A 22,805-nucleotide genomic window follows, 5' to 3' on the forward strand; every position below is an offset into this window, starting at 1 on the left:
GCCGGCCTTGCCATTCATCGGCTGGCGGGACACCTGCGCGACGCTGCACATGTGGACTCAGATCGTTGGCAAGATCCGGCTTGCGCTGGAGCCGATGGTCAATCACTGGTGGCAGGTGCCGCTCTACGTCACATCCTCCGGGCTGACGACGTCGCCGATCTCCCACAACGCCCGCAGCTTCCAGATCGATTTCGATTTCTGCCGGCACGTTCTCGTCATCACCACGAGCGATCCGCAGCGCCGCGAGTTCGCGCTCGCGCCGTATCCGGTGGCGGAATTCTACGAGAAGGTTATGGGCGCGCTGCGGGATCTCGACATTGATGTGACGATCTGGACCATGCCGGTCGAAGTCTCCGATGCCATTCCGTTCGAGCAGGATCGCGATCACAAATCCTACGATGCCCGTGCCGCGCAGCGGTTCTGGCGGGCGCTGGTGCAGGGTGATCGCGTCATGAAGCAGTTTCGCGCACGCTTCACCGGAAAGGTCAGTCCGGTGCATTTCTTCTGGGGCAGCTTCGATCTCGCCGTGACGCGATTTTCGGGGCGAACCGCGCCGCCGCATCCCGGCGGGATGCCGAACCTCGGCGACTGGGTGGCGGTTGAGGCCTATTCGCACGAAGTTTCGAGCTGCGGTTTCTGGCCAGGCAACGGCGGGTTCGGCAAGGCGGCGTTTTATTCGTATGCCTATCCTGCGCCCGCCGGCTTCGCCGGGGCGCCGCTCCGTCCGCCGGCGGCGGTCTTCGATACGAATTTGCAGGAGTTTATTCTCGATTACGAGGACGTCAGGACGTCGCCAGATCCCGACGCCATGCTGCTGGAGTTTTTTCAGAGCACCTATGAAGCCGCGGCCAATGCGGGCAACTGGGACCGCGCCGCGCTGGAGCGCCGTTGATGCGTTAGTTTCTACGCCGGAAACCGGTTGTCGTCGGTCGCGCCGAGGGGCCGCGATGTGATCGTCCACCGCAGCGGACCGGGAGCGCTTTCAGGGTTCACCGCGAAGTCGAGCGACAATCCTCGGTCGTGCGCGTCCATTAATCCCGCGACGAGGCCTTTCAGGGCCGCGAGGCACGCCGGATGATAGTCGGGCACGCCCGCGATCAGACCCCATTGTTTCTGCGAAACGACCGCCTTGCCGTTCGCGGTGCTCAGATCGGCCTCATCACCTTCGGCCTCCAGCACATCCCGCAGCAGTGCGCCGAAACCTTGCGGTCCCTGATCGTGCCGAGTGCCGAAGCCCACTGCAATGTCGGTATAGAACTGCATGCCGATCAACCGTCCGGTCAGGTGCAGCAGATGCTCTGCATCATTCGGCCCGAGCAGATGCACGATCACCGGCAACGCCGAGCGCACATATTCCATCGCATAGTTGCGATAGGCCTTCTCCAGCCGGGCCCGCGGCCAGGTATCGCTGGCGAGTTTCGGAGCGGCCGCCGGATCGAACAGCGGGGCTTCGAGATGCCGCGCGAACACCAGCCGTTCCTCCGGCGCGAGATCGCGATCATATTCGTAGTAGAAGCCTTCGAGCCCATTCTGGCCATCGACGGTCTGCTTCGTACAAACAAAGCCGATGCGGGGATTCCTGAAGGACACGCCGTTGTGCGCGTGCCAGCCGCGTAGCATCGCGGTGGAAACGTCACCGGGAATGGCGCAGATCGCGGTGCCACGCCACGCCCAGCGCGGCGGAGGATAGCGAATCCAGGCCTTGCGGTCGGACTCGCGCATGTACTCGACGTTCACGCCGCCGATCTGGTTGCTGAGATAGTGATACTGCGCGGCGGCGACCGCATGCGGCGCATTGGTCAGGCCGAACTTCTCGATGCCGGCGAGAAACCGCTCGTGATGCTGGCGGCGGAATACGCGAAACACGAACTCCGCCGCGTCGGCGGTGGAGCGCCGCGTCACCACGGATATGATCAGGCCGGTGAAATAGCCGTGATAGAGATCGGCGACCGCGTGCCAGGCTTTGAAACTGTTTTCGTCCGCGCGGTCGCTCATCGATATGTCCCGGATCAGGCTGGTGGCGGCACTGTTGTCCTGACCGACTCGCGCTGCATCATCTTTTCATGGAAGGCATCGAGCTTCGGAAAGGTCTTGCGCCAGCCGCAATCCGGAAACCGGAAATCGAGATAGCCCAGAATGCAGACGATGCCGATCTGTATCACGTCGAGCGGACCGTTGAGGACGTCGGGATGGGCTTCATAGCGGGCCAGACCGTCCCACGCGCGCTTGAACTGGTCATCGAACCATTCGGGCCAGCGATATTGCTCCGGCCGCAGCATCTTCTCGTAGCGGCACAGCAGCAGCGCATCCTGCATGCCCTGAATGATGGAATGCTCTGTCCGCGCTTGCCACTTCGCCGAACCGGAAGCAGGGATCAGCTTGCCGCCGGCGAGTTCGTCGAGATACTCCACGATGACGTAGGAATCGACGATGACCTGACCGCTGTCGAGGATCAGCGCGGGAATCTTCCGCAGCGGAGAGATGTTGCGCGCATATTCCTCGTTCTCGGTGACCGGGATCGCCTTGATGGGAGAGATGAATTCGATCTTGTCGAACAGGCCGAGCTCCATGGCCGCGATGCGGATTTTGCGTGCGAACGGCGACGCCGGTGAGTAGACAAGTTTCATGCGGCTGTCCTGAATGTCATGGGAAAAGGATCGACGTGAACGACAACGGCTCCGGCGCGCACGCCGGAGCCGCAAGACCTGTCAGGCCGCGACGATCTGCTGGCGCTGCGCCCCGAGACCGTCGATGCCGAGAGTAACGACATCGCCGACATTGAGGAATTTCGGCGGCTTCATGCCCATGCCGACGCCGGGCGGCGTGCCGGTGGTGATGATGTCGCCCGGCAGCAGTGTCATGATTTCCGACACATAGGATACGATCTTCGCCACGCCGAAGATCATGGTCGCGGTCGAACCGGTTTGGCAGCGCTGGCCATTGACGTCGAGCCACATGCCGAGCTTCTGGGGGTCCGGAATTTCATCGGCGGTCGCGATCCACGGACCGACCGGTCCGAAGGTGTCGTGGGACTTGCCCTTGGTCCATTGTCCGCCGCGCTCGATTTGGAAGAAGCGCTCAGAGACGTCGTTGCAGACGGCGTAACCGGCGACATGCTTCAGCGCGTCGGCCTCGGAGACATACTTGGCTCTGGTGCCGATGATGATGGCGAGTTCGACTTCCCAGTCGAGCTTGGTCGAGCCGCGCGGCTTCTCGACGTTGTCGTTCGGTCCGCACAGGCTGGTGTTGGCCTTGATGAACACGATCGGTTCGGACGGAATCGGCATGCCGGCTTCGGCGGCGTGATCGGCATAGTTCAGCCCGATTGCCACGAACTTGGAGATGTTACCGACCGGCGCCCCGAGGCGCGGGTTGCCGTCGACCAGCGGCAGGGATGCCGCATCGATGGCGGCGAGTTTCGCCAGTCCTGCGGGGGACAGCGTGTCGCCGGTGATGTCCTTCACCACCCCCGAGAGATCACGAATGCGGCCCGAGCCGTCGAGCAGTCCGGGCTTCTCCTGGCCCATGGCGCCAAAACGAACCAATTTCATAGGCAGTTCCTTTTCGTTCTTGTCCGACTTTTCATTCGTCGGATGTTTCATGCGACAGGGCGCGGGGAAATTCAACCGTCCGCGGCGTGTGTGCAGTGCGGTCAAGCCGGATTTGATGCCGGAATCAGTTTGAACGCCTCGCCATCCCGTACCAGATGGCCCGGGTCGAAATGGCCTCCAAACACCAGCGTGGGCGTATCGGCGAAGCGCGAGAACAGCATTTTCCGCGTCTCTGCGGATTGCGCGGGATCGAAGTCCACCGTCGAGGACCAGCCGAGCCGGGCCATCTGGCAGGGATGATGCGCGACATCCCCGGTCAGCAGCGCCTCTGCGCCGTCGGACCTGATCAGGATGCTCATATGGCCGGGGCTGTGTCCGGGGGTCGAAATCAGTGAGACTTCGTCGCCGATCCGGTGATCGGCGATGACGAGATCGGCGAGGCCGGCGGCCACGATCGGCTGGATCGAATCGTCGAACACGGCCTTGTGCTCGCCCTCAGGGCTGTGCGCCGCCCAGTGGTCGTATTCGGTCCTGCCGAACACGTAGCGCGCGTTGCTGAACGTGGGCATCCACTGACCGTTCACGAGTTTCGTATTCCAGCCGACATGGTCGACATGGAGATGTGTACAGACAACCGTGTCGATGGTCTCTGCAGGAGTGCCTGCCGCCGCGAGATCAGCGAGATATGGCTTATCGAGCCCATTCCAGGCGGGGACCGAACGGTCCTGCTTGCCGTTGCCGATACAGGTATCCACCACGATCCGGTGCGACGGCGTCTCGACGATCCACGATTGCACGGTGAGTTTGAGTTTGCCTTCAGGCGTGGCGTAGCTGGGCACCAGCCAGGGCATTGTCTGGATGGCTTCGGGCGTTGCTTGCGGAAGGATGAAGCGCGATCCGCCGACCGATGTGATTTCCACGATCCTGGTGATTTTGACCCGGCCCACGGTCCAGTGCATCAAGCCAGCTCCCGGTCGTTTTTGGTCTTTGCCGTAAAATGAATATCTCCCGCGTCCGGTGCAATGGACGCGGGGAGACCGTGATTTGAACCCAATCGCTTACATCGTGCCGGGATAGGCGCCGCCATCGAGCAAAATGTTTTGTCCGGTGATGAAGCCGGACTTGGCACCGCACAGGAAGGCGCAGGCCAGGCCGAATTCTTCCGGATCGCCGAAGCGTCCGGCGGGATTCGCTTTCGCGCGCTGCTTCAGCACTTCATCGGTCGAAATGCCCTGAGCCTTGGCGGCCTGCTCGAGCATCGGTCCGCGCAGGCGGTCGGTATCGAACGGTCCCGGTAGCAGGCCGTTGATGGTCACGTTGTTGATCACCGTCTTGCGTGCGATGCCGGCGACGAAACCGGTGAGGCCGCTGCGTGCACCGTTTGACAGGCCGAGCACGTCGATCGGCGCCTTCACAGCGGCCGACGTGATGTTGACGATGCGGCCGAACTTGCGCGCCATCATGCCGTCGACGGTTGCTTTGATGAGTTCAATCGGCGTCAGCATGTTAGCGTCGAGCGCCTTGATCCAGTCGTCGCGCGTCCAGTTGCGGAAATCGCCGGGCGGCGGGCCGCCCGCGTTGTTCACCAGAATATCCGGATCGGGACAGGCCTTCAGTGCGGCCTCGCGGCCCGCAGGCGTGGTGATGTCGCCGACGACTTCCGTCACGGTCACCTTGGGGCTGGCCTGGCGGATGTCCGCCGCCGTCTTTGCAAGCGCTTCCGCGCCGCGTGCGGTAATCGTCACATGGACGCCTTCGTTGGCCAGCGCGATGGCGCAGGCGCGGCCCAATCCCTTGCTCGCCGCGCATACGATGGCGCGCCGTCCTGAAATTCCGAGATCCACTGTCTCACTCCTGTTGTTGAGTTTCTTGGTTAGATAGCCTTTGCCGTGATGCCCGATCCGGGCTTCGCCCGCAATCAGTGAAGGCGCATTTCAGCCCTGATCATGGTGGCGGCCTTCTCGCCGATCATGATGGTCGGCGCGTTGGTATTGCCGCCGATCACCTCCGGCATGATCGATGCGTCCGCAATGCGCAGTCCTTCGACGCCATACACCCTGAGTGCCGGGTCGACTACGGCCATCGGATCGTTGACGCCCATCTTGCAGGTGCCGACGGGATGATAGACTGTGTCTGTCCGGGCGCGCAGCGCGGCGCGGATGTCATCATCGGACTGCACATGGGCGGTGAAGACGTCGGAGGTCTGGATCGCCTTCAGAGCGGGTGCGTCAAGCAGGCGCTGCGTGGTCTTGAAACCTGCGACCATCGCTTCAATATCCTCCGGGTCGCCGAAGAAATTCGGATCGATCGCGGGGAGCTGCATCGGATCGGCGCTCTGCAGCCAAACGCTGCCGCGGCTTTTCGGACGCAGCAGGCAGACGTGGCAGGAGAAGCCATTGCCGAAAAACGGCGTGCGGCCGTGGTTGTTGACCACCGCCATGCAGAAATGAAGCTGGATGTCGGGAAATTCCAGATCGGGCCGGGTTTTGAGAAACCCGCCGCATTCCGCGATGTTCGAGGTCATCAGGCCGCGCCGTTCGCGGCGATACTGGAAGATCGATTTGACCATGCGGCCGATGCCGGCCGGGCTGAGACCGAGGAAATTCGGATTGTTGGAGCGGAAGCCGAACACGAAATCCGGATGATCGTGCAGATTCTTGCCGACGCCGGGCAGATGATGAACCGGCGCGATGCCGTGTTTCGCCAACTCAGTCTGATCGCCGACCCCGGACAGCATCAGCAGTTGCGGAGTCTGGAACGCGCCGAGGCCGAGGATGACTTCGTGCCGCGCGCGGACCTGCCGCATGTCCTTGCCGTGACGGTATTCGATGCCGGTCGCGCGTTTGCCGTCGAACAGGATGCGTGTGGCATGTGCCTCGGTGATGACGTGGAGATTCTTGCGTGTCTTCATGAACGGGTGGATGTAGCCGCGCGCGGCACTCCAGCGCTCGCCGTTTTTCTGCGTGACCTGATAGACGCCGAGGCCTTCCTGTTCCTCGCCGTTGAAATCCTCATTGATGCGAAACTGCGCCTCGCGCGCGGCCTGCAGGAAGATGTCCTGGACCGGATTGTCGGTCTGAAGTTTGGTGACGCTGAGCGGTCCGCCCGTGCCGTGATAGAAGCCGGTCAATTCGCTGTTGTCCTCGGAGCGCTTGAAGTAGGGCAGCACATCCGCGTAGGACCAGCCGGTATTGCCGAGCGACGCCCAGCGGTCGTAATCGGCCTTGTGACCGCGGATGTAGCACATGGCGTTGATGGCCGACGATCCGCCGAGTCCCTTGCCGCGCGGCTGATAGCCGATGCGTCCGTTGAGTCCGGGCTGCGGCACCGTGCTGAATGCCCAGTTGTTGATTGGGGCGGGTACCATCAGGATCAGTGCGCCGGGCGTGGTGACGACCCAGTTGTCGTCGCGGCCGCCGGCTTCCAATAGCACAACCGAGACATTAGGGTCTTCCGACAGGCGGCTTGCGACAGCGCAGCCTCCCGAGCCAGCGCCCACAACCACGTAATCGAACGTGTCCGCCATTCCTTGTGCCCCCAAAGTATTTTTTGCCGCCGGCATTGTTGCCGGTCGTATGCAGCCGAAATCTTATGACATGAAACGAAGCAGCTTGATCAGGCGCGCGATCTTGCTGCCGTAAGGCGGATACAGATCGGCAAGCCGGTTCAGCGGTGAACGATAGAACACCGGCTTCATCTTGCTTAAGGTGCGGAAGCCCCATTCGCCGTGATAGGCGCCGATGCCGGACGCGCCGACGCCGCCCATCGGCTGGTTGGCCTGCACGAAATGAAACAGGCAATCGTTGATGGTGACGCCGCCGGAAATGGTCCGTGCCAGAACCTTGTCGCGGGCCGCATTGTCCTTGCCGAACCAGTACAGCGCCAGCGGGCGGTCGTTGGCGTTGATGTAGGCGATCGCGTCGTCCGTCGTGTTGCAGGCGAACACAGGCAGGACCGGTCCAAAGATCTCCTCCTGCATCACCGTCATGTCGGCGGTCGCGCCGCTGATGAAGGTCGGCGGGAATTTGCGTTTCGATTTCCACGCCGGATCGTCCGACGGGGCTGAGCGCATGATTTTCGCGCCGCGCGCGGCGGCATCCTGCACCAGGCCTTCCAGCCGGGCGTAGTGCTTGTCGGAGACGATCGAGGTGTAGTCCTTGTTGTCCGGGCTTACGCCGAACATGCGCTCGGCCGCGCTCTGTGCCTTGGCGACGAACTCATCCATGCTGCCGCGCGCGATCAGAACGTAATCCGGCGCGATGCAGGTTTGTCCTGCGTTCATCAGCTTGCCGTAGACGATGCGCTCGGCGGCCTCGGCGATGTCTGCGGAGCGATCAATGATCGCCGGCGACTTGCCGCCGAGCTCGAGTGTCACCGGCGTGAGATTGCGGCCGGCGGCCTCCGCTACCAGCCGTCCGACACGTGTCGAGCCGGTGAAGATCAGATGGTCGAATGGCAGCGCCGCGAATTGCGCCGGGATGTCGCCGTCGATGCCGGTGACCATGATTTCGGTATCGTCGAACTTCGACGCGATCAGTTTCTGCAACAACGCAGAGAACCGCGGCACCAGTTCGCTCGGCTTGATCATGACGCGGTTGCCCGCCGCGATGGCTGCGATCGCGGGTGCAAGCGTCAATTGCAGCGGATAATTCCAGGGCGAGATGATACCCACCACGCCGAGCGGCTGCGGCAGCAGTTTGTTTGTCGCCGGGAAGTATTGCAGTTCGGTGGCGACGTGTTTCGGTGCCATCCAGCGGCTGAGATTTTTCGTCGCGTGCTTGATCTCGGCAAGCACGAACAGCGTTTCGGCAATCAGCGTTTCGGTCGAGGAGCGGTTGCCGAAATCAGCGGAAATAACCTCGTCAAATTGAGTTTCATTTTCCACGACGATGGCGCGCAGGCGCGCAAGCCGGTCGCGGCGCTCGGCGAGATCCGGCGTTCCCGCGCGCGACAAGGCGACGGCCCTCCGGAAAACATCCTCGATCCCGTCCGGGACGGGATTCCTCAACGCCTGATTCATCGGTTTCCTCCCGCCCGGCTTATTGTAGCGCGCCGAGTCTTGTGTGGGCTTTCTCAAGGCTGGTCTTTCGCCGGCTTATTGGCAAGTGGGGCCACGAGGTTCGATCCTGGCTCGGGCAGTGGCGGCGCTTTGCGCGGGCGTCATAAATTCGTGAAAAAGATCGCCCGCAGGCCTTTCCAAAGCCGTATGCCGTTGGTACATACCCCTCGCACCATGGGCGCTTGCCTTGGTAGCCTTCTCTCGCCTCCGGACGGGTTGGAACGACGCTTTTGGCGTTGAACTGTCGTCCGTCCGCTTTTGAAGGCGCGCACCGGTTTATCGCGGGGTGGAGCAGCCCGGTAGCTCGTCAGGCTCATAACCTGAAGGTCATAGGTTCAAATCCTATCCCCGCAACCAAATATTGTACGTAATACAAAGGGTTAGCCGAAAGGCTAACCCTTTAATTTTTCGTAAATCGGCTAGCACAGGCCTAGCACAAAATTCGACTGTGCGGTTCCCTCGCGCTAATCTGCCTTCAATGGAGGTGCGATATGGCCCGACATGAGATCCTTGGAGGATTGGTTCAGGTCTACAGGCGCGGCGACGGCCGCCATTGGCACTGTTCGGCGTCCCTCAAGGGCCGCCAGTACCGCGCCACCACGGGCGAGGACGACCTCGTCCTCGCCAAGCAGGTCGCTGAAAACTGGTATCTGGGCCTCCGTGGCAAGTCCCAGGCCGGGCTTCTCAAGAAGAACGAGAAAACCTTCAAGCAGGCGGCTGAGCAGTTCTTAAAGGAATATGAGGTCATCACTGAGGGCCACCGGAGCAAGCGGTGGGTTGAGGGATATGCGATCCGCCTGCGGCTGCACCTGTTGCCGTTCTTCGGGGACATGGGGCTATCGGAAATCACACCCGGCAAGGTCCAGGAATACAGGGTGCACCGCATTGCCACCTCTACAACCGGCAAGGCCCCCGCCCGCAGCACCATCCATGATGAGGTGGTGACCATCCGCCAGGTGCTTAAAACCGCAATCCGGCACGAATGGCTCGGGCACCTGCCTGACTTCTCGCCTCCCTATAAAACGTCGGGAAAGGTCGTGCATCGGCCGTGGTTCAGTCCCGAAGAATACAAGCAGCTTTATGAAGCGACCCGCGCGCACGCCAAAGCAAGCCAAATCCATCATCGCTGGAGCGCGGAGCAGGTGCATGACTATGTGCTGTTTCTCGCCAACACTGGGTTGCGGCCGGACGAAGCTAAAAACCTCCAGCACCGCGACGTGACCATCGTTGAGGACGACCATAGCGGCCAAAGTATTTTAGAGATTGAAGTGCGGGGCAAACGGGGTGTGGGTTATTGCAAGAGCATGCCGATGGCCGTACGGCCCTATGAGCGATTGTTGGCCCGCCCACGATACGTCAAACAGGGCAAGGCGAGGCAGAGGGCCAAGTTACTGCCTTCAACCGAACCGCCGAAATTACCAAAATCGACCGATCCTGTATTTCCAGGCAATCACATCAAGCTGTTCAATGGTGTGCTCGATAAAAGCGGGTTGAAGCTGGATCGCGATGGCAACCGACGGACCGCGTACAGTTTGCGTCACACCTACATCTGCATGCGGTTGATGGAAGGTGCTGATATTTATCAGATTGCGAAGAACTGCCGGACTAGCGTTGAAATGATTGAGAAGTTTTATGCAGCCCACATCAAGAACCGGCTTGATACTGCGGCGATCAATGTGCGCCGCGCGAAACCTGCGGTTCGCAAAAAGGCTGTTGTGCGGGCTGAAGACGACACTGAGCTTTATCAGCAGGCCGAGTAAGCCTGCATCTTAAAGGGCCGAGGGGTCCTCGCTCACTACGAAACGTTTAGCGTTTCGCCTTCACCTGCTTGGCAGGTCCTTGTTGTACTTTGTAAGAGTCAGATTAATCCGTGTGCTAAAATCGAGTTTACTCCTTTGCTCCGATAGGATTGCATCGTAAAAATAAATACCTGTGGCTGAATGTTTGTTGGCATCCAGCAGTAGGAGAGAATACTGAAAGCAATTTAAGCTTGGGATCAACTCGTCGATGAAGCGTAAAAGTAAAAAACCTAATGTTGCGAAAGTAAATCTTCGCCGGGCTGCTTTAGTTAGGAAATTTCGACGACACCTAAGCTCCTTGGGCTTTCGCAGGACGAAAGGGGTTCTCACATTTGAGGGTTCTGGCAAAGATGTAATTCGCGGGTTGCATTCTGAGCATCGCGGAGATCGGATCGATGCTCATCGTCAGTTTATCGCTGAGAATTTTGACGGTCTAAAAAAATATTTTGCTGGTGGGCAGGACATTGATCCCGCAAAGATTACGCCCCGCTTAGAGCTAGTCAAATCGGGTACTTGGCAGAGTAAACTATTTAGACTCGCGTCTTTGACCTGGTCCGTCCCTGTCTCCAACGGCTTCGGGCGACGGCTTCGCTACCTCGTTTGGGATAAACAGAACGACAAACTCATAGGTTTGCTCGCGATAGGTGATCCCGTCTTTAACCTATCGGTTCGTGACAAACTCATCGGCTGGAATTCTAAGGAGCGCGGAAGTCGTCTCGTAAACGTTATGGACGCTTACGTGCTTGGTTCGATTCCGCCATATAACCAGTTGCTCGGTGGCAAGCTGGTCGCCTCCCTTGTGAGAACGAGAGAGATCTATAATGATTTTGCGAAGGCTTACGGCGATACGCGCGGAATTATCTCCAAGAAAAAGAAGAACGCGCGACTACTCGTTGTTACAACCTCCTCGTCGCTGGGGCGATCTTCAATTTACAATCGTCTAAAGTTGAGCGACCAAAAGTATTTCAGACCCATTGGTTTTACCGGCGGATGGGGCCACTTTCACATTCCCGATGATCTCTTCGCAGATATGCGATCGTATCTCCGTGATATCGGACATCCGTATGCTGACCTGCATAGATATGGCCAAGGGCCTAACTGGAGAATGCGCACCACTCGTGCAGCTCTATCTGCGCTTGGATATAAAGATGACATGCTTCGCCACGGCATTCAGCGAGAAGTCTATCTATGTGAGTTTGCAACCAACTCATTGAAAATATTAAAGACCGGAACGGGCCGACCAAATTTGAAAGGGCTTAAGACGGTCGAAGAAGTTTCGCGACTAGCGGTTCAGCGTTGGATGGTGCCGCGCGCGGAAAGGCTTCCTGAGTTTCGCTTGTGGGAAGTGGGCGATATTATGCAATTGCTTGGCCGAAAGGTGGCTGCGCCGAAGGTTATATCAATGAAATAATAAATGGGGCGGGGCCCTCTTATGTCGTTAGCGCTCGACGAATGGCAGGCACGACTAGAAACGCACTTTGCCGATTTGGCCAGTGCGCGCGTTTTTACGGGCTATCCGCTTTTTGCGCTTGAGCACGGACTTTCCGAAGCAGAATTGTCGGAGCTATCTGCCTTACTTCGCGCTCGCGTGCGCCACGGCGGGCATAGGCTCAGTACGCATTGGTTGGGTTGGGTCGCGTACGCAACGGAGTTTGGTTATGGCTACGACGGTGATCAGTATTGGGACTCGTTCGAGTCTGAAACGCCTGGCTGGCGCCAATACGGAAGCCGGGAGTTGCTAAAGAATTGGTTTCGTCGATTCCGAAAAGATTATAATGGAATTTCTCCGACTGGTCGCTGGGCTCGCCATTTTTCAATCATCTCGCTGCCCATCACTCACGCCATCCTGCCAAGCTATTTACAGCAACAATTTGCGCAGTTGCTCTATTCGCTGAGATACACCCTTGCGAGGTCCAATACATCTGATGCCGCGTCACTTGGCAAAATCCTGGCGAACAGCGCTTGGAACGCGTCAACGCGATTTGAACAGTTTTTGCAACAAGAAGCCCTCGCGGGTCAGATAGCGATAGCGCTCTTACAGGGCGGGGAAAGCCGCGAAGGGCCAATTTATCGGCCCACCCTCGATAAAATTGTAAAAGACTTGGAGAAAGTACGCCAATCTCGCGAGTGGCTCAAAGATGTTCGTCGATTCGTATTGGATCGAATGGTTGGAACGGGGAGAGCGACAAATCTCTTTTCGTCGCAGCAACTGGTACGAAGCCTTCAAAGTTTCGCAGGCGGACAACCAACGAGCGTGAAGCCTTCTTTGCTGTTGCGCAGAACAGACGCGAAGACCTGGGCTCCTATAATGGAATTTCCCTCCTTCGCCGGAGTTGCAAAACTCAATAGCGAGTTTTCGGCATTCCTCAAAACCACAAGATGCAGAATTTCCGGTCTTCCCGATACATGGCTCCCGCCAGCCTGGCTCCTGTCAGCAAGACAACGACGCGTTTTGAAAAACTGGCCTGACGCAAGTCGGCTCGCAATTGAGTTCGAAAAACCAAATCCTGCGCTTCAAAACTTATTGGTTTCAGAGTGTAGAATTCCTAAGGCGCCGTTTTGGCTATTCAAGTTAGCTCGAGACGGAATTGCGCGCTCCATTGAGGGAATGATGGTGCGGCCAGGGCTAAGCTACGTTTTTGTGAGCCAAGAACCAGTTACTGTTCCACCGGACATTGGGACGCCTGTCGATCTAACGTGCCCGGACATGCACGCGCAGTTCCTCGATATCCCTGCGACGCTTTCCGCTGCGCAAATACAATCGTTGAGTTCATTTGGTCTCCAAGTTTGTCGCACAATCCGCATCACGCCTGCCGGACTTTCCGCACGAAATTGGGACGGCGAAGGCAACAGTGAATGGCTCACAACCGAAGCGCCTTGTTTCAGCATCGTTCATGATCACCCGGTCGATAAGTATAATATCTACCTCAATCATAATCTTTGCCATTCAATAGAAGGGGGTCGTGCTGGCGTACCGCATTTCCTGTCCCTGCCACCGCTCACCCCTGGGAAGCATCGCTTGACTGTAAGAGCCGAACGGGTAGGGACATTCAGTTCTGCGGCGGCGCTGGCCTTTACCCGCGATACGGAGGGTACGATTGCTCTCGTGGTGCGGGACCCACTGCCGTGGGTGCCTGGGACGACGCTTCATTCAGGATTAACGGTCTTTACTGACCCAACCGACCCATCACTAGATTCGATTTGGGAAGGAGATTGCGACCTCTCAGTTCTCGGACCCGACAATCGGCAGGTGACTTGTTCGATTTCGCTCAAAGACAAGGACGGCGGAACGTTGCTCGATCACGTTGTAGGAACGCTTGAGCTTCCAGTATCGCCGAACGATTGGCACAGACGTTGGGATCAATCCAATAGAGACGAGGCGCGCGCTTGGAAATACCTCGAAGCAAGATCGGCAATCCTCAAAATTGATGGAGAAGAATTGGGCCAATACCGTCTTCCGCTTGAGAGGGAGACAAAGCCGGTCAGATGGGTTTGCCGTGCAGGTGGTCACGGCACATCGGCCCGCTTCTTTGATGACACTGGGCTAGAGGGGGAGGCCGAGTTGACCTTTTTCAGTTTTGGCCAGCCATTGATTGGTACCGCTTGCGATCCAGAGAAGGTCGTTGAGGGTTTTGAACTCTCGGGACAAGGAGGTTTGCTTGTCGCGAAGCACGGTGAGCACATGGACTGCGTTGTCGGTAGCTCGAAAAACGTTGCCGGTGGATTGCAAGGTCTGCTGATTGAGCCCTCGACTTTTACAGTCGATTGGCCCGGCGTGCCAGACGTTCTGCGTCGCTTGAAGTATTGGTCGGAAGCTCGCCTAGCCGGACCATTGGCGGCGAACAGGCGAGCGTACGTCCTTAGAAAGACAACAGAGCATTTCTTCGGAAATTTTTTGGGACCTCGATGGGAAGCGGCGGAACACGCTTTTGCGAGCGATGCGGATTCATCGCAAAAGTTGAAGACTTTAAGAGAGGCGATTGGTGGCAACACTAGCTTTGGGTTTTTGTTAGGTGAGCAGATCTCGAAGTTTACAAGCAGCGACAAACCTAATGTTACCGCATTTTTCCAACTGGCCGCACGTTATGGAATAACGGCTGACAAAGAGCTTTGCGAGTTCGCTCTCCGTTTTGCCAGTGCCCCTTGGGTGGCTATGGAAAAGTACGGCGATAGATTTTCGCCGCTCGCGCAATCCACCGGCCAGCCGCTGTTACGAGCTGCTCGAATGCTCTCCGTTTTTGCAATGACCCATGACCAAGTTCGCACATATAGTTTCGCGCCGAGGTGGACATGGTAGTTCGCTCGATTGATGCCCTGGAAGTACTAACCGACCTGCGGCGCACACTTGGAATTCCCGTGGTGGATGGGGGCGACCAGATCGATGACGTGTGCCTTGCAGCTTTGGTAAGGCGGGCAGCTGCGATTTGTTGCCCTTGTTCGGTTTCGAGTTTGTCGAACTTCGTGGCGGACGGTTTAAGTCTTCTCGCGATTGATCCGCCGTCCCTCCGCGAAAAAGTTGATGAGGCCGTCGACGGTCTACTAGTCGTTGGCGACTTGCTTGAATTGAACCAAGTTGCTTCGGACGACCCGAACGTCAAAGGCACTTGGGTGTTTGCCGCACCGCCGTCATTTGTGGATCGAAAAAATGGCAGTACTTTCATTATAGGCATCGCAGGCGATGAGCTTAGCCCTCTGCCACGAGAACTTGCAGACCGGGTTAGTTATGAGAGATTCTGCAGGGTCATAAAACATAACGAGTCCGAGACACTTTCTCTTACTTTGCGAGATTTAGGACTTATCGAACTCAGCGAACGTGCGTGGCTGCGGCCACCGAAGGAAGAGACGCCTCAGACCCTAGTGGAAGGCACGCTTGCTCGGCTATTGGCGCAACCACCCAGCGGGCAAATTGAAGAAATTCAAATTCTAGATCCGGAGAAGCCCGTCGGCTTTTATAGGGGCCGTTGGACAACCTTAAAAAGCCAAACAGGAATCTATGTTGCCAGGCGCCCTCAAGCCTACGGAGCGCCGCTTTGGGGTGTTGTAAAGATCGAATCCGGACAGACTAAGAACCTTCTAGACCTCCCGTATTCCGCCAACTTTCGGTGGCGCGGGTGTGACGCTGCATGGCATCTTCAAATGGCAATAGATAGTCGCCAAGGACGTCCCCAGAATTATCGGCGACGCAATATTGAGCAGGGAGCTATCTTTGATTTCTACTCCCCATTACCATTGTGGGCTGAGCGACGGTTAGCCGTGATCGGAAAGCCAACCGTTCGCGAAAATTGTTTGATTTCTTATTTACTTCCAGCGGCCGAAGCGGATGTTGAAGAAAAATTTTTGAAAGAACGTCTTTGGCTAGTGGCCAGGGACGAGATGAAGAATTAGGGGAAGTGTCGTCGTGAATCAGACAATTCAAGAGTCAATTCGCCAACTTCACGGATCGCTCCGCGATTATATCGAGGCCGCCTACCACATAAGTTCTCCTCAACTGATCGCTCAACGCAAAGAGCTGCTAGACAGAGAGGGCGTTATTTCCCAAGCGCCCTATATCGAATCAACCCCGAAATATCAGACGCGTGAAAAATTTTCGGAGATCGCGGGGCTGCACAAGGCCGCGCTCGAAATCTACGAGATTTTGGCCCAGGCCAGCGGGTCCCAAGCAGCCTTACTCTACGATCCCCCATATGAGCATCAGTCAAAGTCGATCAAAACAAGTTTGGTCGATGGCAAAAATCTCTTGATTATGACTGGAACGGGTTCGGGTAAGACCGAATCATTCCTTCTGCCCATTCTGGGAAAATTGGCGCGGGAAGCTCAGGGCAATCCGCAAAGTTTCCGCGAACAGCCAGCGATGCGGGCTCTTATTCTTTATCCGATGAACGCACTCGTAAACGACCAATTGGGTCGCCTTCGATCCATGTTTGGTGATCCCCGGACAGTCGCGAAGTTCAACGACTGGGCTGGACGGCCGCCAAGGTTCGCCCGTTACACAAGTCGAACTCCATACGCAGGGATGCGAACGCGAGAGAAAGATTCGCGAAAACTAAAGCCATTCGAAGAATTTTACGTTGACCTTCAGCGCAAAGCCGATGGTGTAGCGTCCGATGCGCAGGCGCGCGCGTCTAATTTGCGCAACCAGTTAAAGCTGAAAGGCAAGTGGCCTGCTAAGCCTGATTTGGCGGCTTGGATGGGTGAGAAAGGTACGAACTGGCAAAATCGGAAAACCGGAGCGTTTCAGCGGGCCGTTACACTGCCAAACGACACTGAGCTTCTTACTCGGCACGAGATTCAGGAGTCGCCACCCGATCTCTTGGTAACAAACTATTCCATGCTTGAGTACATGCTCATGCGGCCGATTGAGCGGACGATCTTCGATAAGACGCGCGAGTGGTTGACCATCAACCCAGAAGAAAAATTTCTCGTCGTGCTGGATGAAGCGCATCTCTATCGTGGCGCGGCTGGGGCCGAGGTGGGCCTGCTTCTTCGTCGCCTTCGTGACAGGCTAGGTATTCAAGCAGACCGCCTCCAAGTCATTTGTGCCACGGCAAGCTTCAAAGACAAAGACTACGCCCCCGAGTTCGGCGCGCAGCTATCCGGTGCGCCCGTTAAGAGCTTTGTGCCGATCACTGGCAATCTAGACTTGAGAGAGGGTGCAGAGCCAGGCAGCGAAAAGGACGCCAAAGCTCTTTCTGAAATCGACCTGTTTCGTTTCTACGAGGCGACTTCAGACGAGGCTCGAATAGAGCAAATTCAGAAGTTTTTGGACTATCGCAAATCCACCAGAGGGACTTCGTTGGAGGAGCGTCTCTTTTATGCGCTCGAAAAATTTGGGCCATTGAGCCAACTTGTCAATTCAACAATGAAAACGGCTCTACGCGTGTCGGAATTGGGCGCAGAACTTTTCCCTGACGCGCCAGACATTGCGGATGCTGCCGTCACGGCACTTTTGGCGCTAGGCAGCATCGCGCGAGTTGACCCAAAAGGGGCGGGCTTACTGCCGTGTCGCATCCACAATTTTTATCGTGGCCTTCCTGGACTTTGGGTTTGCGCCGATCCGCAGTGCTCTGAGATAAAAGAAGACGAAAGAAGTGGCATCTGCGGAAAGATGTACGGGCAGCCACGCGATGTGTGTTCGTGCGGCGCACGTGTTTTTGAATTTTTCACGTGTCGGTTTTGCGGGACCGCCTATGCACGTGGCTATACTGATGATGTGGAAAACCCGTCTGCGCTTTGGTCTGAACAGGGGCAGCGCATGCATCTAGAAGGAATCGACGTCGATTCCTTGCTGCCGGTCGATCTTTTGCTTGAAGAGCCTGCTCAACATGAAGAGGTCGAGCCTGCCAACCTCGACGTAGAAACTGGACGGGTGAATCCCAACATTGCTGGTGCGAGAACGCGGACCGTGTATTTGCGCGGCAATCGCCTCGGTGAAGGCGCTGACGCCGATGGTGAAGTTGATACAAGCTATGAAACACGCGGCCAGTTCATACCCTGCGCTTGCTGCGGAGAATCGTCGCGGTTCGGACGATCAACAGTGCAAGACCATCAAACCAAAGGCGATCAACCATTTCAGGCTCTGGTTGCTAAGCAAATTCAAATTCAGCCGCCAAACGCCGTTGAAGCAAGCCGCTTCGCACCTTTACGAGGGAGAAAGGTGCTGGTGTTTTCGGATTCTAGACAAGTCGCCGCCAGATTGGCACCGCATCTTCAAATGTATTCGGTGCGTGACTCCCTTCGCCCTCTAATCGCTTGGGGCTTTAGGCGATTGCAAAATCTCGCCATTCTTCATCCTTTGCTCAGTCTAGAAGACCTTTACCTGGCTGTTCTACTCGCTTCTAAGCATCTTGGTGTGCGTTTGCGCCCCGAACTGAAAGAAGGTGAGAGCTTTGCAGCGGAAGACGTGGTCGAGGCCGCTGTTCAGGATGGCTCTGCGGCGACTGATTCAGGATTGCAGTTTCTTTGGATGAGAATGAAAAACGAACGACCGCCTGAATCGTTGCTCGAAGACATCATTAGTACAGTTCAAGACAAGTTTCTGGGTCTCGAAGCGCTGGCACTAGTATCCATTTGCGAAAGGAGCGAACTCAAGGCGGCCCTTGAAAGACTACCGCCGTTACCAGGGCTTATTGAAACACCCGAAGCGAAAGTTGCGTTGGTGCGTGCGTGGCTTCGTTGTTGGAGAGGGGTAGGCTTTTGGCTGAACTCCATGCCAGCCGTATGGTGGCAGCGTCCTCGGACGCAGGGAACTAGTATTCGGGGTCAAAAAGGAAAGTTTCGTGCCTTCGATCGGATCTTGACCGAAAGGGCACATCGCAAGATTTTCAACGATAGTTGGTTGCCGGAACTTCTGCGCACATTCACCGAGGATATGGCAGGTACGCGGCGGTTACGCGGCATGCAATTGTCTCTATCGCTAGATGGTGACTGGGTTCGCTGCGAGAGTTGTAAGTCGGTGCACCGACCCGTTCCTAATATAAATCAATGCCTCGATTGCGGAAGTGATGCAATAAGAGACTTGGAGCCTAACACCGACGAAGTGTTCCTTGCGCGAAAGGGCTACTACCGTAATCCGGTGATGGGCGCACTGAGCGATCCGCCGGAGCAGCCGATGGCATTGATTGCGGCCGAGCACACCGCACAATTGAACTCACCTCAAAATGAGGATGTTTTTTCTAAAGCTGAAGAAAATGAACTCCTTTTCCAGGACGTTCCTATCGAAACGGAATCGGACAGGGTGCGCGCTACCGCGATTGATGTTCTCTCAAGCACGACAACGATGGAAGTCGGTATCGACATCGGTGCATTGTCCGGCGTCGCACTGCGCAATATGCCGCCAGGTCGAGCTAACTACCAGCAACGTGCAGGTCGAGCAGGTCGTCGTGGAAATGCGGTGGCAACGGTGGTGGCTTTCGGTAGTGCGGATAGCCACGACGATCATTATTTCACAAGCCCGGATGGGATGATCCGCGGCGATGTGGTTGACCCAAAACTGACACTAGAGAACAAAGAAATCGCTCGGCGACATATTCGAGCATTCTTATTGCAGTGTTACCACCAGGAACGCTTGCCGGAAGTGAATCCCGCACAGCGGCATGATCTCTTTTCAGTTTTGGGGTCGGTAGCTAGTTTCAAGTCCACTGATGCAATTTTAAACAGGACAGATTTTGCGGCATGGCTCGCGACCAATGCGGATGCGCTCAAGGCGCGCGTTGGCGGGTGGATTCCATCAGAGCTTTCACCCGTAGATCGTAAGAGTCTGTTGGATGAGTTGGTCTTAGATTGTATCGCGGAACTGGATAAAGCGATAAATTTTGCAAAGACAGACACTGTGAAGGCCTCCGAAATCGAAGCGGTGACCGACGAAGATAGCGTTGTCGAAGAAGCCGCAGAAACAGGTGAAGAGCAGGGTCCGAATTTAGAAGCGAGTGGAAATTTATTGGACCGCTTGCTCTATTGCGGTGTTCTTCCGCGTTACGCATTTCCTACCGACGTCGCGACCTTCAGCGTATTTGACCAAGCAAGGTCCACGCGGTATCGGCCAAGGATGAAGTTTGCGCCGTCCCAAGGCCTGCCGATTGCGCTATCTCAATACGCGCCAGGAAAGCAAATCTGGATATCGAATAAATGTTATTCATCCGGGGCCATCTACTCGACGATGCCGGATGACCGATTCAACGCCTGGGAAAACCGGCGTATGTATCAAGAGTGCAGTCAGTGTGGTTTCGCTCGAACTCAATTCCTCGGCCAGGTCGGAAACGGTGATTTGCAGGATTGTGAAGCCTGCGGGTCTGAAAATAGCTTTGGACCAGCTCGTCAGTGGCTAAGGCCGCCAGGCTTCGCGCATCCCGTAGACGCGCCGGAAGTGACATCTCCAGACGACATGCCGGAGACCAGCTACGCCACTCGTGCAAAGCTTACGATGGAGACACCATCTGAAAACGCGAATTGGCTCCGCATAAACAGTCGACTGCGAGGTTTAGGCGCGCGGCAACACCTCTTGGTCTCGAACACGGGTCCCAAGCGAGAAGGCTATTCGTATTGTTTGAAGTGCGGTCGCATCGAAGCAACTAGTGAAGCAACAGCGACGCTATTCGGTCTTCACCGAAAACCATTTCCTGACGAGCGCGATCCGACTTGTGACGGAACGCGAACGACACGGCATCTGGTGCTGGGTACTGACTTTATCACGGATATCGTCTTGTTCTCCTTGCAAGTGGAGCTTCCACTTCAACTTAAACCGGGGCACTATTCTACGGATGTAGCCATGCGCTCGGTCAGCGAGGCGCTTGCAAAAGCAGCGTGCCAAATGCTGGAGATCGAGCCCGGTGAATTGATGGCAGAATACCGACCGGCACTCACACCGGAAGGCAGGCTAGGTCTGGAAGCAGAAATATTTCTTTACGATACCCTGCCCGGTGGCGCGGGCTTCTCAGTGCAACTGATGGACCGAGGGGACGAACTTTTCCGAAAGGCGCGCGATTTGATGGAGGACTGTCCTGAAGGATGTGACGCGTCCTGTTATCGCTGCATGCGTAGTTTCAAGAACAAGTTCGAGCATTCGTTGCTTGATCGCCACGTCGGATCGGAATTGCTTCGATACATTCTTGATGGCGGCAAGCCGAAATTCAACGCGAAGCGAATCGAGGATGCTACGACGCTTCTTCTGAATGATTTGGAAAGGCAAGGGCAGCAAGCCGTCAGCTATGAACCGAATGGCAACTTTGAATTGCGAACCGGCAAGGTGTTGACGACGCCCATTCTTGCAACTGTCGGCGGGCGGCAATTTTCGATATCCCTTTGTGGTCCGCTCACGCCAGACGTTCCCAATGACCCCGCACTGAGAGCGCTGTCAGAGGAAGGCGAAAATCGTCAGATCATTGTCGTCAACGAACTACTCGTCAGGCGCAATTTGCCAGCTGCCACGCGTCTCGTTCAAGAGCGCTTGGGTATATACGTATGATGTAAGGCACCGAGCGCTTCGTATGTGCAGCACTTCTTGGCTCGGAGCAACACTTGTCTATCTCGAACTCAAAACCGCTTTAAATCAGTCCCTGCTTCGTCTCAGGGCCTATTCCCGAATCCATCTACCCCAACACGGCCAGTAGGACGGGAAGTTAGGACCGAGGCGCATCCGCGCAAGGCATCCAACCGTATCCCGTGCCGGGTCCCTCGGCCGGAGCCTCCTTGCGCCGCTGCTTGGACCTCTTGTCCTTGGGCAATCCCGTCCGGCCGCGATTGGCGCACCGGGAAACAAACGGGAGATAGTCACATGAGAAACAACCAGAAGAGCCAGAAGCCACATGCGGTTTATGTGGTCGAGGGCGAGGGCGAGAGCGCCTTCTGGACCAAGATCGGCGCAGCTTGGCGTCACGATGACGGCAAGGGCTTCAATATCAACCTGACCTGCATGCCCCTGAATGGCCGCTTGGTCGTTCGCGAGCCGAAGGCAGACGCGGAGGCGGGGCGATGAGCCCCGCTACCTCTCGTCGCTACAGCGTCCGGTTTGTTGACTGGACGTTGTACGAAACCGTCGTCCTAGCCGAAGGTGAAGACGCTGCCATAGCGAAGGCACAGGCGCTCTATCACACCGATGGCCTCAGTGCATTCACCTTCAAGACCGTTGGAGATGAAGGGTGGGAAGCGGAAATCCTGGAGGATCAGTCATGAGCCTCCTTCCCGATGAATTTCGCAACAGGGTGTTGCGCGGTGATTGCGTGCAGGTCATGCGCGGTATGCCGTCGACTTCGGTGGATTTCATCCTCACCGATCCGCCGTATCTGGTGCGCTATCGTTCACGTTCCGGGCAGACGATTGCTAATGACGATCGAGACGACTGGCTTGAACCCGCTTTTGCCGAAATGTACCGGCTACTCAAGTCGGGTTCATTCTGCGTGAGCTTCTATGGTTGGAATGCCGCCGACAAGTTCATCAGCGCGTGGCGCAAGGCGGGATTTCGGATCGTCGGGCATATAGTGTTCCGGAAGAAGTATGCGTCGTCCAAGCGTTTCCTCGAGCACCGTCATGAACAGGCGTACTTGCTTGCGAAGGGAAAGCCGCTCCTGCCTTCCGCTCCCTTACCCGACATCATCGAATGGGATTATACCGGCAACCGCCTTCATCCGACGCAAAAGCCGGTAAAGTCTCTACTGCCCATCATCGAAAACTTTACTCGTCGGGGCGACTTCGTGCTCGATCCTTTCTGTGGGTCAGGTTCTACGCTCGTTGCCGCCGGGGAATCCGCGCGCGACTACATCGGGATTGAACTGGATGCGCAACACCATCGAACGGCAGTGCGTCGCCTAGAGCCACGGTCATGGTACCCGCCGAGATGCACGGGAAGCCGTTAGCGCGGCCCTCGGTGTATACGTGGAAGGCATGTCTAGTGATCGGCGAGTG

At 56.9% G+C, this 22,805-nt stretch carries 16 protein-coding genes and 1 tRNA gene (1 of these 17 only partly in view); 10 read left to right on the top strand and 7 right to left on the bottom strand.

Translation table 11 applies throughout. The features are described from left to right. Positions 1 to 892, top strand: the 3' portion of a protein-coding gene (locus LVY71_RS21665; protein ID WP_235101992.1) for a DUF5996 family protein. 32 nt of this gene lie to the left of the window's left edge; the window shows 892 of its 924 coding nt (coding positions 33–924); its start codon lies beyond the left edge, outside the window; it ends in the stop codon at positions 890 to 892. Between the two features lie 11 nt (positions 893 to 903). On the opposite strand, the gene LVY71_RS21670 is transcribed toward LVY71_RS21665, so the two are convergent. The 7 genes from LVY71_RS21670 to LVY71_RS21700 all read right to left on the bottom strand — a co-directional run bounded on the left by LVY71_RS21670 (position 904) and on the right by LVY71_RS21700 (position 8,571). Further along, positions 904 to 1,995 carry a hypothetical protein gene (locus tag LVY71_RS21670; protein ID WP_235101993.1) on the bottom strand — a complete coding sequence of 364 codons (1,092 nt, stop codon included), beginning with the start codon at positions 1,993 to 1,995 and terminating at the stop codon, positions 904 to 906. A 14-nt stretch (positions 1,996 to 2,009) separates the two neighbouring features. Next, entirely contained in the window at positions 2,010 to 2,627 is a 618-nt protein-coding gene (locus tag LVY71_RS21675; RefSeq protein WP_235101994.1) for a glutathione S-transferase family protein, read from the bottom strand. An 81-nt stretch (positions 2,628 to 2,708) separates the two neighbouring features. Continuing rightward, complete coding sequence (locus LVY71_RS21680) at positions 2,709 to 3,551, bottom strand: fumarylacetoacetate hydrolase family protein (RefSeq protein WP_235101995.1); 843 nt, start codon at positions 3,549 to 3,551, stop codon at positions 2,709 to 2,711. A gap of 101 nt (positions 3,552 to 3,652) precedes the next feature. Beyond that, positions 3,653 to 4,510 (bottom strand): MBL fold metallo-hydrolase, encoded by an 858-nt coding sequence (locus tag LVY71_RS21685; RefSeq protein WP_235101996.1) that lies wholly within the window; start codon positions 4,508 to 4,510, stop codon positions 3,653 to 3,655. A gap of 99 nt (positions 4,511 to 4,609) precedes the next feature. After that, the gene (locus LVY71_RS21690) at positions 4,610 to 5,395 is read right to left on the bottom strand and encodes an SDR family oxidoreductase (RefSeq protein ID WP_235101997.1); all 786 of its coding nucleotides are present in this window, start codon (positions 5,393 to 5,395) and stop codon (positions 4,610 to 4,612) included. Between the two features lie 74 nt (positions 5,396 to 5,469). Further along, the gene (locus tag LVY71_RS21695; protein WP_235101998.1) at positions 5,470 to 7,077 is read right to left on the bottom strand and encodes a GMC family oxidoreductase; all 1,608 of its coding nucleotides are present in this window, start codon (positions 7,075 to 7,077) and stop codon (positions 5,470 to 5,472) included. Between the two features lie 63 nt (positions 7,078 to 7,140). After that, positions 7,141 to 8,571 carry a coniferyl aldehyde dehydrogenase gene (locus LVY71_RS21700; protein WP_235101999.1) on the bottom strand — a complete coding sequence of 477 codons (1,431 nt, stop codon included), beginning with the start codon at positions 8,569 to 8,571 and terminating at the stop codon, positions 7,141 to 7,143. A 319-nt stretch (positions 8,572 to 8,890) separates the two neighbouring features. On the opposite strand from LVY71_RS21700, the gene LVY71_RS21705 reads away from it, so the two are divergent. The 9 genes from LVY71_RS21705 (at position 8,891) to LVY71_RS21745 (ending at position 22,756) form a co-directional block, all read left to right on the top strand. Further along, a tRNA-Met gene (locus LVY71_RS21705) sits at positions 8,891 to 8,967 on the top strand. 134 nt (positions 8,968 to 9,101) lie between these two features. Beyond that, positions 9,102 to 10,370: a tyrosine-type recombinase/integrase gene (locus LVY71_RS21710; RefSeq protein WP_235102000.1), complete on the top strand. Its 1,269-nt coding sequence runs from the start codon at positions 9,102 to 9,104 to the stop codon at positions 10,368 to 10,370. A gap of 247 nt (positions 10,371 to 10,617) precedes the next feature. Further along, positions 10,618 to 11,820 (top strand): Druantia anti-phage system protein DruA, encoded by a 1,203-nt coding sequence (locus LVY71_RS21715; protein WP_235102001.1) that lies wholly within the window; start codon positions 10,618 to 10,620, stop codon positions 11,818 to 11,820. 21 nt (positions 11,821 to 11,841) lie between these two features. Beyond that, positions 11,842 to 14,706 carry a hypothetical protein gene (locus LVY71_RS21720; protein ID WP_235102002.1) on the top strand — a complete coding sequence of 955 codons (2,865 nt, stop codon included), beginning with the start codon at positions 11,842 to 11,844 and terminating at the stop codon, positions 14,704 to 14,706. After that, positions 14,700 to 15,794 carry a Druantia-type antiviral defence protein DruD gene (druD, locus tag LVY71_RS21725; RefSeq protein WP_235102003.1) on the top strand — a complete coding sequence of 365 codons (1,095 nt, stop codon included), beginning with the start codon at positions 14,700 to 14,702 and terminating at the stop codon, positions 15,792 to 15,794. The genes LVY71_RS21720 and druD overlap by 7 nt, the downstream gene beginning before the upstream one ends. A 13-nt stretch (positions 15,795 to 15,807) precedes the next feature. Continuing rightward, positions 15,808 to 21,369 (top strand): DEAD/DEAH box helicase family protein, encoded by a 5,562-nt coding sequence (locus LVY71_RS21730; RefSeq protein WP_235102004.1) that lies wholly within the window; start codon positions 15,808 to 15,810, stop codon positions 21,367 to 21,369. Positions 21,370 to 21,678: 309 nt separating this feature from the next. Continuing rightward, positions 21,679 to 21,879 (top strand): hypothetical protein, encoded by a 201-nt coding sequence (locus tag LVY71_RS21735; RefSeq protein ID WP_235102005.1) that lies wholly within the window; start codon positions 21,679 to 21,681, stop codon positions 21,877 to 21,879. Further along, positions 21,876 to 22,076, top strand: coding sequence for a hypothetical protein (locus LVY71_RS21740; protein WP_235102006.1), 201 nt, complete (start codon positions 21,876 to 21,878; stop codon positions 22,074 to 22,076). Before LVY71_RS21735 ends, LVY71_RS21740 begins: the two co-directional genes overlap by 4 nt. After that, complete coding sequence (locus LVY71_RS21745; RefSeq protein ID WP_235102007.1) at positions 22,073 to 22,756, top strand: DNA methyltransferase; 684 nt, start codon at positions 22,073 to 22,075, stop codon at positions 22,754 to 22,756. The genes LVY71_RS21740 and LVY71_RS21745 overlap by 4 nt, the downstream gene beginning before the upstream one ends. The last annotated feature ends 49 nt before the right edge of the window (positions 22,757 to 22,805 follow it).

Source organism: Bradyrhizobium sp. G127 (assembly GCF_021502575.1).
In the GTDB taxonomy this organism is placed as follows: domain Bacteria; phylum Pseudomonadota; class Alphaproteobacteria; order Rhizobiales; family Xanthobacteraceae; genus Afipia.